At 70.4% G+C, this 13,700-nt stretch carries 13 protein-coding genes and 1 pseudogene; 5 read left to right on the forward strand and 9 right to left on the reverse strand.

Annotation, left to right across the window (positions count from 1 at the left end; genetic code table 11):
* Nucleotides 1-5: 5 nt before the first annotated feature.
* Nucleotides 6-791, reverse strand: coding sequence for a glucosamine-6-phosphate deaminase (gene nagB, locus CCZ36_RS24300; RefSeq protein ID WP_069737559.1), 786 nt, complete (start codon nt 789-791; stop codon nt 6-8).
* Between the two features lie 197 nt (nt 792-988).
* Here nagB and CCZ36_RS24305 point away from each other — a divergent pair, with 197 nt between their 5' ends.
* Nucleotides 989-2,071, forward strand: coding sequence for an SIS domain-containing protein (locus CCZ36_RS24305; RefSeq protein ID WP_128818547.1), 1,083 nt, complete (start codon nt 989-991; stop codon nt 2,069-2,071).
* Between the two features lie 532 nt (nt 2,072-2,603).
* Nucleotides 2,604-4,070 carry a sensor histidine kinase gene (locus CCZ36_RS24315; protein ID WP_069737561.1) on the forward strand — a complete coding sequence of 489 codons (1,467 nt, stop codon included), beginning with the start codon at nt 2,604-2,606 and terminating at the stop codon, nt 4,068-4,070.
* 186 nt (nt 4,071-4,256) lie between these two features.
* Here CCZ36_RS24315 and CCZ36_RS24320 read toward each other — a convergent pair whose 3' ends face one another.
* Nucleotides 4,257-4,514: a WhiB family transcriptional regulator gene (locus CCZ36_RS24320; RefSeq protein WP_003953983.1), complete on the reverse strand. Its 258-nt coding sequence runs from the start codon at nt 4,512-4,514 to the stop codon at nt 4,257-4,259.
* A gap of 320 nt (nt 4,515-4,834) precedes the next feature.
* Nucleotides 4,835-5,803, reverse strand: a complete 969-nt coding sequence (locus tag CCZ36_RS24325; protein WP_006127486.1) for a diacylglycerol/lipid kinase family protein — start codon at nt 5,801-5,803, stop codon at nt 4,835-4,837.
* Between the two features lie 164 nt (nt 5,804-5,967).
* Here CCZ36_RS24325 and CCZ36_RS24330 point away from each other — a divergent pair, with 164 nt between their 5' ends.
* Nucleotides 5,968-6,417 (forward strand): hypothetical protein, encoded by a 450-nt coding sequence (locus CCZ36_RS24330; RefSeq protein WP_128818548.1) that lies wholly within the window; start codon nt 5,968-5,970, stop codon nt 6,415-6,417.
* 18 nt (nt 6,418-6,435) lie between these two features.
* Here the strand turns inward: CCZ36_RS24330 and CCZ36_RS24335 are convergent, their stop codons facing one another.
* The 3 genes from CCZ36_RS24335 to CCZ36_RS37010 form a co-directional block, all read right to left on the reverse strand.
* Nucleotides 6,436-7,392 (reverse strand): RNA polymerase sigma factor SigF, encoded by a 957-nt coding sequence (locus tag CCZ36_RS24335; RefSeq protein WP_370738532.1) that lies wholly within the window; start codon nt 7,390-7,392, stop codon nt 6,436-6,438.
* Complete coding sequence (locus CCZ36_RS24340) at nt 7,389-7,802, reverse strand: anti-sigma regulatory factor (protein WP_067163834.1); 414 nt, start codon at nt 7,800-7,802, stop codon at nt 7,389-7,391. Before CCZ36_RS24340 ends, CCZ36_RS24335 begins: the two co-directional genes overlap by 4 nt.
* Nucleotides 7,803-8,034: 232 nt before the next feature.
* Nucleotides 8,035-8,325 carry a UBP-type zinc finger domain-containing protein gene (locus CCZ36_RS37010; RefSeq protein WP_370738534.1) on the reverse strand — a complete coding sequence of 97 codons (291 nt, stop codon included), beginning with the start codon at nt 8,323-8,325 and terminating at the stop codon, nt 8,035-8,037.
* Here CCZ36_RS37010 and CCZ36_RS24345 point away from each other — a divergent pair.
* Nucleotides 8,215-9,042: pseudogene (locus tag CCZ36_RS24345) on the forward strand (RNA-guided endonuclease InsQ/TnpB family protein); the annotation flags it as partial. The gene CCZ36_RS37010 and the pseudogene CCZ36_RS24345 sit on opposite strands and share 111 nt — an antisense overlap.
* A gap of 353 nt (nt 9,043-9,395) precedes the next feature.
* On the opposite strand, the gene CCZ36_RS24350 reads toward CCZ36_RS24345, so the two are convergent.
* The 3 genes from CCZ36_RS24350 to CCZ36_RS24360 all read right to left on the reverse strand — a co-directional run bounded on the left by CCZ36_RS24350 (nt 9,396) and on the right by CCZ36_RS24360 (nt 12,075).
* Nucleotides 9,396-10,301 carry a 1-aminocyclopropane-1-carboxylate deaminase/D-cysteine desulfhydrase gene (locus CCZ36_RS24350; RefSeq protein WP_128818549.1) on the reverse strand — a complete coding sequence of 302 codons (906 nt, stop codon included), beginning with the start codon at nt 10,299-10,301 and terminating at the stop codon, nt 9,396-9,398.
* Nucleotides 10,302-10,337: 36 nt separating this feature from the next.
* The gene (locus CCZ36_RS24355; protein ID WP_128818550.1) at nt 10,338-11,534 is read right to left on the reverse strand and encodes a globin domain-containing protein; all 1,197 of its coding nucleotides are present in this window, start codon (nt 11,532-11,534) and stop codon (nt 10,338-10,340) included.
* Nucleotides 11,535-11,628: 94 nt separating this feature from the next.
* A complete protein-coding gene (locus CCZ36_RS24360; protein WP_128818551.1) occupies nt 11,629-12,075 on the reverse strand; it encodes an RrF2 family transcriptional regulator in 447 nt (148 codons plus the stop codon).
* Between the two features lie 177 nt (nt 12,076-12,252).
* Between CCZ36_RS24360 and CCZ36_RS24365 the strand changes: the two genes are divergently transcribed.
* Entirely contained in the window at nt 12,253-13,659 is a 1,407-nt protein-coding gene (locus tag CCZ36_RS24365; protein WP_069737567.1) for a family 2B encapsulin nanocompartment shell protein, read from the forward strand.
* Nucleotides 13,660-13,700 lie beyond the last annotated feature (41 nt).

Here is a 13,700-nt window from a genome sequence, read left to right on the forward strand (position 1 = left end):
AAGCCCTACAGCCCCTGCCACTCCGGCTTCGCCGCATACGTGGCCCGGAAGTAGTCCGCCAGCTTCAGCTTCGATGCCGCCGCCTCGTCCACCACCACCGTCGCGTGCGGGTGCATCTGGAGCGCCGACGCCGGCACGATCGAGGCCACCGGTCCCTCCACCGTCTGGGCGACGGCCTCCGCCTTGCCCTCGCCGGTGGCCAGCAGGATCGGGTGCCGGGCGTCCAGGATCGTCCCGATGCCCTGCGTGATCACGTGGTGCGGCACCTGCTCGATGTCGTCGTCGAAGAAGCGCGCGTTGTCCACCCGGGTCTGCTCGGTCAGCGTCTTGATCCGGGTGCGCGAGGCGAGCGAGGAGCACGGCTCGTTGAAGCCGATGTGCCCGTCCGTGCCGATGCCCAGGAGCTGGAGGTCCACGCCGCCCGCTTCCGCCAGCGCGCGGTCGTACGCCTCGCACGCCGCCTGGACGTCCTCGGCCGAGCCGTCGGGGCCCATGAAGGACGCCTCGGAGAGCCCGAGCGGCTCGATGACCTCGCGCAGCACCACGGAGCGGTACGACTCCGGGTGGCCGGCGGGCAGCCCGACGTACTCGTCGAGCTGGCAGATCCGGGCGCGCGAGGCGTCGACCGCGCCGGAGGCGACCTTCGACGCGAGCGCGCGGTAGATGGGCAGCGGGGTCGAGCCGGTGGCAACGCCGAGCAGGGCGTCGGGCTTGCGGCGGAGCAGCGCGGCGATGGCCTCCGCGATCAGTTCGCCGCCTGCCGTGGCGTCCGGGACGATGACAACTTCCACGCTGTGCCTGCCGATCTGACTAGGGGAGGAGGTGGTATAGACCAATCAAACTCCAATTTAGCAGAATCGGGCAGCCGTACGGAGAAGAGTCCACGCACCGGCGGCCCCCACCCCGGCCCGCTGGCGGCCTGCGGAATTGCCTGGTCGACTTGTCCGGTACGGCGACACCGCAGCCGACAGCACAGGGAGGCCTCCATATGTCCGCCACCTTTCCGGCCGACCCGGGCGGCCAGGGCGACCGCCCCGGCCGCATCATGTCCGGCGAGATGGCCGAGCAGCCCGCGATGCTGCGCCGCATCCTCGACCGGGGCGCGCCCCGCATCCGTGAGGTCGCCGCCGAGATCGCCGCCCGGAAGCCCCGGTTCGTGCTGCTCACCGCGCGCGGAACCTCCGACAACGCGGCCCTGTACGCGAAGTACCTGCTGGAGATCCGCCTCGGCCTGCCCTGCGGTCTCGCCTCGATGTCCACCACGACGGCGTACGGGGCCGAGCCGGACCTGCGGGACGTCCTGGTGATCACCGTCAGCCAGTCGGGCGGCTCACCGGACCTGGTGGCCTCCACGAGGGCCGCCCGGGATGCCGGGGCCGTCACCCTCGCCGTCACCAACAACCCGGACTCCGCGCTCGCCGCCGTCTCCGAGTACCACATCGACATCCTGGCGGGCCCGGAGAAGGCGCTCCCGGCCACCAAGACGTACACCGCCTCCCTGCTCTCCCTGTACCTCTTCGTGGAGGGCCTGGGCGGCCGCGACGGCACCGACGCCGCCGCAGGGCTGCCCGACCTCGCGGGCGCGATCCTGGGCCGCCGGGCCGAGGTCAGGGCGCTGGCCGCCCGCTACCGCTTCGCCGAACGCATGGTGATCACCTCGCGCGGCTACGGCTATCCGACGGCCAAGGAAGCGGCTTTGAAGCTCATGGAGACCAGCTACATCCCCGCTCTCTCCTACTCCGGCGCGGATCTGCTGCACGGACCGCTGGCGATGGTCGACAACATCTCCCCAGTGATCGCCGTGGTCACCGACGGCCGGGGCGGCGAGGCGCTCCAGCCGGTGCTGGACCGGCTGCGCGGGCGCGGCGCGGATCTCTTCGTGGTCGGTCCCAAGGCCGAGGTGGAGGCGGCGTCGGCCGGCTTCTCGCTGCCCACGGCGGGCGTCCCGGAGGAGTTGCAGCCGGTCCTGGAGATCCTGCCGCTGCAGATGCTGGCGTACGAGGTGACGATCGCCCGGGGCCAGGACCCGGACGCGCCCCGCGCCCTGGCGAAGGTCACCGAGACCCGCTGAGGACCGAGGCGGTACGGCCCCGAGAACACCCGCGGGCCGCGGCGCCAGAGCGGGACCCTCAGCCCGCCCGGCACCGCAGCCCGGAGCTGCGGGCCTGCCTTTCGGAACAGGCCGGGCTCACGGGGCCCGGCACGCACATCTGCGGCGTTGTCGTCGGTCGCCGACGCTCCGCGTCGACTCCCTCCTCCGCCTTGCAGCTGCACGCACCGGGCCCCGCTCGCTGATCCGGCCTGTTCCAAAAGGCAGGCCCTGCCTGGCCGGCGGTGTGCGGTGCCCCCGGCCACTGGAGGCACCGGCGCGGTCAGGGCAGAGAGCGCCGGGTGCCTCGGTCCGCTCTCCTGTGCGGGGAGAGCGGAGGTCTTGATGAACCATTGTGGACTAGACCAATACTCGTGTCCATCCGTGTGCACGACATTCTCGGGCCGGCCGCCGCCCCTGTCCATCGCCATACCCCCGTACCCCTGCACGGCTCATCGGCCCCAGTGGTTCGAACGCCTGCGGTATCCCCGGGTACGCTCCCCACGTGCCCTCCATGAACGACCTCGTCCGCCAGCACACCGCTCTGAGCGATACCGACCTCGAGTGGCTCCATCTGCTGGTCTCGGAGTGGCAGCTGCTCTCCGACCTGTCCTTCGCCGACCTCGTGCTGTGGGTGCCCACCCGCGACGGCACGCGGTACGTCTCCGTCGCCCAGATGCGCCCCAACACCGGGCCCACCTCCTACCAGGACGACATGGTCGGCCACCTGGTGCCGCGCGGCCGCCGCCCGCTGCTGGACGCGGCCCTGGACGAGGGCCGGATCGTGCGCGAGGGCGATCCGGAGTGGCGCGAGGAGGTGCCCGTACGGGTCGAGTCCATCCCCGTACGCCGTGACGGGCGGGTCCTCGGCGTGATCGCCCGCAACACCAACCTGCTCACCGTGCGCACTCCGTCCCGGCTGGAGCTCACCTACCTCCAGTCCGCTTCCGACCTGGCCCAGATGATCGCCGCCGGGGCCTTCCCCTTTCCCGGCCAGCAGGTCGACATGGACGCCTCCCCGCGCGTGGGCGACGGCCTGATCCGGCTCGACGCCGACGGGATCGTCCAGTACGCCAGCCCCAACGCCCTCTCCGCCTACCACCGCCTCGGCCTCGCCTCCGACCTGGTCGGCCACCACCTCGGCACCGTCACCGCCGAACTGGCCCCGTCGCGGGGGCCGGTGGACGAGGCCCTGGTCAAGGTCGCCAGTGGTTACGCGCCCCGCGAGTTCGAGGTGGAGTGCGCGGGCGGGGTGATCCAGCTGCGGGCCATCCCGCTCAAGCCCAAGGGCGCCCGGATCGGCTCCCTGGTCCTCCTCCGGGACGTCACCGAACTGCGCCGCCGGGAGCGCGAGTTGATTACCAAGGACGCCACCATCCGGGAGATCCACCACCGGGTGAAGAACAACCTCCAGACGGTGGCCGCCCTGTTGCGTCTCCAGTCCCGCCGGATGGACTCCGAGCAGGGCCGCGAGGCCCTCAACGAGGCGGTCCGGCGCGTCGGTTCGATCGCCATCGTCCATGAGACGCTGTCCCAGAATCTGGACGAGCGGGTGGAGTTCGACGAGATCGCCGACCGGGTCATCGCGATGGTGTCGGAGATCTCCCCGGGCAAGGTGACCTGCCGCCGCACCGGGCGCTTCGGCATCCTCGACGCCGAGGTCGCCACCCCGCTCTCCATGGTCCTGACCGAGGTGCTCCAGAACGCCCTGGAGCACGCCTTCACCCTGGCCGACCACGGCACGGTCGAGGTCTCCGCCGTGCGCGGTGGATCGCCCGCGGAGGGGCGGTTGCTGATCACCGTCACCGACGACGGGCGCGGCCTGCCCGAGGGGTTCGACCCGAAGCAGGCCGGCAACCTCGGGCTCCAGATCGTACGGACCCTGGTGGAGGGGGAGTTGGGCGGCACGTTCGGCATGATCCCGGCCCCCGAACGCGGCACCCAGGTGGTGCTGGACCTCCCGGTGCAGGGTCTCAAGTAAGCGGGGCCGTCTCGGGCGACCCGGCGCACACAGCAGAGCGGGCCCGGACCGTGGTGACGGTCCGGGCCCGCTCCGTGATGCTCACGTTGCGATGCGCTCCGGGGTACTGCGCGCTGCGACTCGAAGGCGGGGCTGTGCGTACGCTCTGTACGCGCCGCCGGGCTGAGGCTTGGTGCGGGGGGTCGCTCAGGCGCTGGCGTTACGCGCCCGGTTGCGAGCGGCGCGGCGCTTCATCGCGCGGCGCTCGTCCTCGCTGAGGCCACCCCAGACGCCGGAGTCCTGACCGGACTCGAGCGCCCACTGCAGGCACTGCTCCATGACGGGGCAGCGGCGGCAGACAGCCTTGGCTTCCTCGATCTGCAGCAGCGCAGGACCGGTGTTGCCGATGGGGAAGAACAGCTCGGGGTCTTCCTCACGACAAACGGCGTTGTGACGCCAGTCCATGGCTGCTACCTCTCCTTGGTATTACACGCTTGTTGCTTGTGAATGTGAACGCTTTCACGAATCCCCCCGCAGATGACAGGCCGACCCCCAGATGGACTGGGTGTGGTCTGTGATGGTGAGGAGGGGTTCTGACTCTCAGTGGAGGCCGGTGTTGCGGGCCGTCCCGAGCGCCATGAAGAGATTCCCAAACCTCAGCGACGGATACAACCCCTTCTGGAAAGTTTTTTTTGATTCCTCGGTGTCGACTAGGTCACAGGCGCACTTCTTGGGGGTGGGACCCAGTCCAAACGTTCGAGTTAAAGGACTTTCGGCCCTTCCACTCACACAATCACACGCAGTGCACGGCGTACGCCTGTGAACGTCACGCTGGTACGCAGTCCCAGGTGGTCACCGTCCATCTGGAAGGGCAGTGGGACCTTTGAATGCAAGGTGAAGTCCGTGAGGTCATGCCGTGAAACGGCATGCTTCCCGCGGGGCCCCTTCTCGGGGCTCGAAGTGAGCAGCTGGGTGCCGTACAGGGCCACCGCCGGAGTGGACAGACGCTTCAGTCCGAGGACGTCCAGCGCGGTGTCGAAGGAGGCCTTCGGCGAGGCGTAGACCGGGCGATTGCCCAGGTAGGTCCAGGGTGCGGTGTTGCAGATTATGGAGAGCGCGAGGTCGGTCACCGGGTCCTGGCCGGGCACGTCGAGCGTGATCGTCCCGTGTCTGCGGTGGGCCTCGTTCAGGAACTGCCGCACCACCTGGCGTACGTACAGGGCGTGCGTCGAACGCTTGCCGCCCTCGCGCTTCTGTTCGACCCGGCCGACGACCCCGGCGTCGAACCCGAGTCCGGCACAGAAAGTGAACCAGCGTTCGGGAACGGACTCGTCCTCGGTCCCCGGGGTGCCGGCGGCCAGGCCCAGGCCGACCGTGCGTTCGGTCCGGTTCTCCAGGGCGTCCAGGATCGCGCCGGTCGCCTCCACCGCGTCGTTCGGCAGCCCCAGGGCGCGCGCGAAGACATTCGTGGACCCGCCGGGGACCACGGCGAGCTTCGGGAGGTTGTCCACGTCCGGGCCCCGGTGCAGCAGACCGTTCACGACCTCGTTCACCGTGCCGTCGCCGCCGAGGGCGACCACCAGGTCGATGTCGTCGCTGTCCGCGGCCCGCCGTCCCAGATCCCGTGCGTGCCCCCGGTACTCCGTGGTCACCGCCTCCAGCTTCATCTCGCTGGCCAGCGCGTGGATGAGCACGTCACGGGTGCGGGCACTGGTGGTGGTAGCAGCTGGATTGACCACGAGGAGTGCGCGCATGACGGCCAGCCTACCTACCGGGCGGTTCGAGACCGAAGCCCGGTTCACTGCGCTCCGGGGCGGTCACGGAACGTGACGCCCTGCCCCGGTCCACCGCCGAACGGGTACGGCTCCCGCACACCCCGGCTTCACTTCCGGGCGCCGGGGATGCCAACCTGAAAGGCGTGAGCACTCAGCAGACACCGTCCACCCCGTCGCCCTCCACCGCGGAGCGTCCGACCAGGATCACCGCCCTCGCCGGGGTCAACGCCCTCGAAGGCGTGGCTCTCGCCGTCGGCGGGATCTACCTGCTGGTCATGGGGCTGCTCGGGAAGCTGGAGAGCACGCAGCAGGCGGAGACGGTCGGGATCACCCTGGTCGCGCTCGGCGCCATCCCGCTGATCGCCGCCCGCGGACTGCTGCTGCTGCGCAGCTGGAGCCGGGGGCCCGCGCTGATCACTCAGATCATGGCGCTGCCGGTGGCCTGGACGCTGCTGCGCTCGCAGGGCGCGCTGATCCCCACCGGGATCGTGCTCGCGGTGGTCGCCGTCACCGGCCTCGTGCTCGTCCTGAACCCGGCGACCACCCAGGACCTGGGCATCCGCCGGGAGCCGAAGGCGACCCCCGACGCCTGAGCCCTGCCGCCGTACTCGTCACTCCTCGACGAGCAGCCGCTCGCGGAGCTGCGCCAGGGTGCGGGCCAGCAGCCGCGAGACGTGCATCTGCGAGATGCCGACCTCCTGGGCGATCTGCGACTGGGTCATGTTCCCGAAGAAACGCAGCAGCAGGATCCGCTTCTCGCGCGGCGGCAGGTCCTCCAGGAGCGGCTTGAGCGACTCCCGGTACTCCACGCCCTCCAGCGCCTCGTCCTCCGAGCCCAGCGTGTCCGCCACGGCCGGCGACTCGTCGTCCGTGTCCGGCACGTCCAGCGAGAGCGTGCTGTACGCGTTGGCCGACTCCAAGCCCTCCAGCACCTCCTCCTCGGAGATGCCGAGCCGCTCCGCCAGCTCGTGCACGGTCGGCGAACGGCCGTGCTGCTGGGAGAGCTCCGCGGTGGCCGTGGTCAGCGACAGACGCAGCTCCTGGAGGCGGCGCGGCACCCGCACCGCCCAGCCCTTGTCCCGGAAGTGGCGCTTGATCTCGCCGACCACCGTGGGGGTGGCGTACGTCGAGAACTCCACCCCCCGGTCCGGGTCGAACCGGTCCACGGACTTGATCAGCCCGATCGTCGCGACCTGCGTCAGGTCGTCCAGCGGCTCGCCGCGATTGCGGAACCGGCGGGCCAGATGCTCCACCAGCGGCAGATGCATGCGCACCAGCCGGTTGCGCAGCTCGGCCTTCTCCGGGGAACCGTCGGGCAGCTCCCGCAGCTCGAAGAACAGGGCCCGGGCCCCGCTGCGGTCGTGTGGATCGTGGTGCCCGTGCTCGCTCATCTGGCCCGCCCGCTCTGCCTGCGACTGCTGCTCCACCGCGACGTCGAAGCCCTCGGACCCGTCCGCTCCGTCCTCCGGATGCGGCCGGGCCTGTTGCTCCGGGATGCCTGCTGGGCGCACCACCCCGGATCGGATCGTCTCGTCCCGCACAGGACCGTCCCCGTTCCCGTCGCTCACGCCGGCCCGGGGCCCGCGCCGCGCTGTTTGTAGAGGCTGATGCTGACCGTACGGTCGTCCGCGACCGAGGAGTCGACCTTGCCGGCCAGCGCGGAGAGCACCGTCCAGGCGAAGGTGTCGCGCTCGGGCGCCCGGCCGTCGGTGGTGGGCGCCGACACCGTCACTTCGAGGGAGTCGTCGACGAGACGGAAGACGCAGCTGAGGACGGAGCCCGGCACGGCCTGCTGGAGCAGGATCGCGCAGGCCTCGTCGACCGCGATGCGAAGATCCTCGATCTCGTCGAGAGTGAAGTCCAAACGCGCTGCGAGACCGGCCGTGGCCGTTCGCAGCACCGACAGGTAGGCACCCGCAGCGGGCAGCCGGACTTCTACGAAGTCCTGATTCCCGGGCTCGCCTGCGATCTGGGACACCCTCACCTCCAAGGTGGCACAAACTCTTTCGAGGTTCCGGGAAAGGGGGCCCGGAGCCATGCGGTCCGTCGACGGTTCTTCGGCTCGGCGACGTTATCGGATCCATGATGCCGTGTCGTACGGACCCCACACCCCGACCGTCACTCATGGTAAGCCCATGAGTACGGACAGTGGCTAGGGGTCTGCGACGTCCAATTACGAAGAACCGGCGCCGCATTGACGTACCCAGGCGTCAGACGATCGAACCGTCCTCGAAGCACCAGCGCCAGCTCTCGCCCGGTTCGAAGCTCCGCATCACGGGGTGACCGGTCGCCCGGAAGTGTCCGGTGGCGTGCCGCAGCGGCGACGAACCGCAGCATTCAAGTCGAGAAAGAAGTCGCGGAAGTCCGCCGAGTCCACCACCAGTGCGTTCCGCTTCCGGGACGGCAAGCTCACCCTCGCCAAGACGCGTGAGCCGCTGGACATCGTCTGGTCCAGGGCGCTGCCCGAAGGGGTGTCTCCGTCCTCGGTGACCGTGTCGCAGGATGCGGCTGGGCGCTGGTTCGTCTCCATGTTGTGCGGGGACCCCAGCATCGAGCCCCTGCCGGCCACGGACGCGGCAGTCGGCATCGACGCCGGGCTCGATCATCTCCTGACCCTTTCCACCGGGGAGAAGATTGCCAACCCCCGGCACGAACGCCGGGATCGCGCCGCGCTGGCGAAGGCCCAACGGCGCATGGCGAAGAAGGACAAGGGGTCCGCGAACCGGTCCAAGGCCCGGCGCGGGGTCGCCACGATCCATGCCCGGATCGCCGACCGTCGCCGCGACCACCTCCACAAGATCACCACTCGGCTCGTGCGTGAGAACCAAACGCTCGTGATCGAGGACCTGACCGTGCGCAACATGGTCAGAAACCGGAAACTCGCCCGTGCCATCAGAGACGCGGCGTGGTCGGAGTTCCGGAGCATGCTGGAGTACAAGGCCCAGTGGTGCGGGCGCGAGGTGATCGCCGTCGACCGGTGGTTCCCCTCGTCCAGGCTGTGCTCCGCCTGCGGCACCTTGCAGGGCAAGATGCCGCTGAACGTCCGCACATGGACGTGTGGCTGCGGCACAACCCACGACCGGGACGTGAAGGCAGCGATCAACCTTCTGGCCGCCGGACGGGCGGTTACAGCCTGCGGAGCTGGTGTAAGACCTCAACGGAATTCTCCGGGCGGGCAGTCGGCGATGAAACAGGAGGTCTTACGGCGCGAGCCGTAAGAATCTCCCTCCTTCAGAGAGGAGAGCGTCAAGATGGGCAGGTTACGACGGATCGACCAAGCACGGTGGGATGGACGCGCTGCCACTGATGGCCCTGATTGCGGCCAGTGCGGCGGTCGGCGGCGGGGCCCGCCGCACTCCGGCGTCCGCCTCCGTTCGCCTTGGTCGCTGTGGGGCTCGTGGCCGGCTGTCTGCCCCTCCTGAGCGCGCTTCGTGCCCCCGCTGCCGCATCCGCCGTTGCTCACACGGCGGCCCTCGACGTACCTCCGAGGACATGAGGTCAAGGACACCTTGCTCATACAGCCGAAGATCAGGGACAGTTCCAACCCCAACGGCTCCTCAAGGGGCGCCCCTCAAGGGGTGCCGGTGATCACGGCGGCCACCCGGCTGCCCCGCGCGAACGCGCCCTCGCCGGCCAGCGCGGTCAGCGCGAACAGCAGCTTGGCGACGTAGACGCGCTCCACGGGCAGCCCGTGCCGGTCCTCGAAGCCGTCGGCGAAGGCGTCCAGCTCCGAGGTCGTACGGGCGTAGCCGCCGAAGGTGAAGCGCTCCTCCAGCGACCAGTACCCGGCCGGGCCGCCGAACGCCTCGCGCTGGAGCCGCGCCACCTCCCCGGCCAGGAAACCCCCACCGACCACCGGCACCCCCAGCGCCCGCTGCCCGGCATCCAGCCCGGCGGCGAGCCCGGCCAGGGTGCCGCCGGTCCCACAGGCCACGGCCGCCACATCGACCTCTCCGGCCAACTCGCGCCCCAGCGCCGTACAGCCCTGTGCGGCCAGGGCGTTGCTGCCGCCCTCCGGGATGACCACCACGTCCCCGAACCGGCTCAGCAGCCCCTCCAGAACCTCGGGGGAGGCCTTCGCCCGGTACGTCGTACGGTCCACGAAGTGCAGCCGCATCCCGTCGGCCGCGCACCGGGCCAGGGAGGGGTTGAGCGGCCGGTGCGCCAGCTCGTCGCCACGGACGACACCGACGGTCCCGAACCCCAGCAGCCGCCCGGCCGCCGCGGTCGCCCGGAGGTGGTTGGAGTACGCACCCCCGAAAGTGAGCACGGCGCGCCCGGCGGCGGCCTCCAGATTGAGGGCGAGTTTGCGCCACTTGTTGCCCGGCAGATCGGGGTGGACCAGATCGTCCCGCTTGAGGAACAGCCGCACCCCGTGGCGGGCGAAACCCTCGTCGTGGACCTCCTGCAAGGGGGAGGGGAGCCGGGGGCTCAGGAGTGCGTCGAGGCGGGGCGGGCCGGGGGTCGGGCTGGTCACGCGCCCATTGTCGCCCGCCTGCCGCCCCGCGGCGTTTCAGGAGGCGGCCAGCCAGAGGTCCGGGCCGAACACCTCGTAGTGGACGTCGGCCGGCCGGACCCCCGCCTCCAGCAGCTGGGCCCGGACGGCCCGCATGAAGGGGAGCGGGCCGCACAGATAGGCGTGCGTTCCCGGCCGTACGGTGATGCCGTCCAGGTCGACGAGGCCGGTGCGGTTCGCCGGCTGCCCGGCCTCCGGGGCCTCGTACCAGAAGTGCGCCTCGGCGTCCGGGAGCTTCTCCGTCAGCCGTACGTGATCGGTGCGCAGGGCGTGGTCGGCCGGTGAGCGGTCGCCGTGCACGACGGTGACCGGGCCCCGGTGGCCCTCCTGGGCGAGGTATTCCAGCATCGACAGCATGGGGGTGCAGCCGATGCCCGCCGAGGCCAGCAGCAGGGGCGCGTCCAGGTGGTCGAGCACCAGGTCCCCGTAGGGGACCGAGACGCGCAGCAGGTCGCCCACGCGGATGTGCTCGTGCAGATGGCGGGAGACCTCGCCGTCGGGCGAGCCCTGGCCGCGCACGCGCTTCACGGTGATCGACCGGAGCCGGGAGCCGGGGGCGCAGGAGAGGCTGTACTGGCGTATCTGGCGGGCCCCGTCCGGGAGTTCGACCTGTACGGAGACGTACTGGCCAGGGCGGAAGGCGGGCGCGGGCATGTCCTCGGCGGGGCGGAGCAGGAACGTGGCGACGTCCTCGGTCTCCTCCACCCGGCCGGCCACCTCCCACGCCTGCCAGACATCGCCCGCCAGGACGCCCCGCTGGGCGTAGAGGCGTTCCTCGACGGCGATGAGGGAGCCCGCCATCAGCCAGTAGACCTCGTCCCAGGCGGCGGCGACCTCCGGGGTGACCGCGTCGCCCAGGACGTCGGCGATGGCCGCGAACAGATGGGTGTGCACCACCTCGTACTGCTCCGCGGTCACCCCGAGCGAGGCGTGCTTGTGGGCGATGCGCTCCAGCATCACGTCGGGCCGGGTGCCGGGCCGCTCGACCAGCGCGGTCGCGAACGCGGCGATGGACCCGGCCAGGGCCCTGCGCTGTTCGCCGGAGGCCTGGTTGCCCCGGTTGAACAGGTCCCGCAGCAGCTCGGGGTGGGCGGCGAAGAGCTTCTCGTAGAAGAGGTCGGCGATGTCCCCGATGGCCGCGCCGACGACGGGAAGCGTGGCGCGGACGGTGGCGGTGGACCGGTCGGAGAGCATGGGGCTCCTAATTTGGAACGTCGGATGCGTATTTAAGGGCAGGGGTAACCGCCCCAGCGGCCGGGCGGGAGTGATCGCGGGGTCCGGGGCGGGGTCAGTCGGGTGGCGGGCCGCTGCCGAGGCCGAGCAGGAGCGGGCCGGTGGGGGAGGCGACGAGGTCGGCGACGGTGATCGGGTCCAGTGCGGCGTAGAAGGCGTCCTGGGCTCCGCGCAGGGCTCCCCGCAGCCGGCAGGCGGAGCGGAGCGGGCAAGGGGTGTCGCCCTCGCACTCGACGACCTCCTCCGGCCCCTCCAGCTCCCGCACCAGCGAGCCGATCGACGCGGAGTGGCCGGCCGAGGTCAGCGAGAGTCCGCCGCCCCGGCCGCGCCGGGCGTCGAGGAGGCCGAGGTGCTGGAGGCGGGCGACGACCTTCGCGGCGTGCGTGTACGGGACCCGCATGGTGGCCGCCACTTCGCGGGTGGTCGGGGCTTCCGTGCCCTCGGCGACGGCGAGCCGCATGAGGACGCGGAGTGCCACGTCGGTGAATCTCGTCAGCCGCATGGCCTCAGCGTAGATAAGTTGCACATGCGATGCAAATTAAGGGTGTGGTTCGGTGACAGGGTCCAACGTGCCCCGTCCGAAGGCGGATTAGTCACACTCTTTTGTGTAATGGCGGGTCCGACCCTCCTGCTGAAAGTCTCTTCCTCGCAGGTCAGCCCATGATCGAGAGGACGTCAGATGTCCGTTGGTGAAGAGGTTCGCGACACGCAGGCGCCGCCGCAGCAGAGTCTGGGGACGGCGGCTGCGCGGAACCTCGCGACGACCACCAAATCCGCGCCGCAGATGCAGGAGATCACCTCGCGGTGGCTGCTGAAGATGCTGCCGTGGGTGCAGGTACAGGGCGGTACGTACCGGGTGAACCGTCGGCTCAGCTATTCGGTCGGTGACGGCCGGGTGACCTTCGTGCAGACCGGAGACCGGGTGGCCGTGATCCCCGCGGAGCTGGGGGAGCTGCCCGCTCTGCGCAACTTCGGGGACGAGGAGGTCCTCGCCGAGCTCGCCCGCAGGTGCGAGCAGCGGGACGTGGACGCGGGGGAGGTGCTCGCCGCCTCGGGGGAAGCGGCGGACCGGGTCTACCTGCTGGCGCACGGCAAGATCGAGAAGATCGGATCCGGCCTCTACGGGGACGAGACGGAGCTCGGAGTCCTCGCCGACGGCGCTTACTTCGGTGACCAGAGCCTGATCGACGGCGATGCCGTCTGGGAGTACACGGCCCGCGCGCTCACCCCGTGCACGCTCCTCACCCTGAGCCGGGCCGATGTGTACAACCTCGCGGAACGCGCCGAATCCCTGCAGGGCCACCTCGCCGGACTGCTCTCGATCCCCGAGCAGCGGACCAACCACTACGGCGAAGCGGCGATCGACCTCTCCGCCGGCCATGTCGGCGAGGCGGTCGTCCCGCACACCTTCGTCGACTACGACGCGGCGCCCCGCGAGTACGAGCTCAGCGTCGCCCAGACCGTGCTGAAGGTCCACAGCAGGGTCGCCGACCTCTACAACCAGCCGATGAACCAGACCGAGCAGCAGTTGCGGCTCACGGTCGAGGCGCTGCGCGAGCGCCAGGAGCACGAGCTGATCAACAACAGGGAGTTCGGACTTCTCAACAACTGCGACTACGGGCAGCGGATCCAGCCGCACGACGGGGTGCCCAGCCCGGACGACATGGACGAGCTGCTCTCGCGCCGTCGCGGATCGAAGCTCTTCCTCGCCCACCCGAAGGCCATCGCCGCCTTCGGCCGGGAGTGCAACCGGCGGGGACTCGTCCCGGAGAGCATCGACATCGGAGGTCACCATGTGCCCGCCTGGCGCGGGGTGCCGATCTTCCCGTCCAACAAGATCCCCGTCACCGACGCCCGGACCACCTCCATCATCTGCATGAGGACCGGCGAGGCCGAGCAGGGCGTCATCGGCCTCCAGCAGACCGGCATCCCCGACGAGATCGAACCGAGTCTCTCGGTCCGTTTCATGGGGATCGACGAGCAGGCGATCATCTCCTACCTCGTGACGGCGTACTACTCCGCCGCCATCCTGGTACCGGACGCCCTCGGAGTGCTGGAGAACGTCGAGGTCAGCCGCTGGCGCTGATCCCTAGCCACCCCGGGGGCCCGGGCGGCAGCCGCCGCCCG

It is taken from the genome of Streptomyces sp. S063 (assembly GCF_002832675.1).
Classification (GTDB): Bacteria; Actinomycetota; Actinomycetes; order Streptomycetales; family Streptomycetaceae; genus Streptomyces; species Streptomyces sindenensis.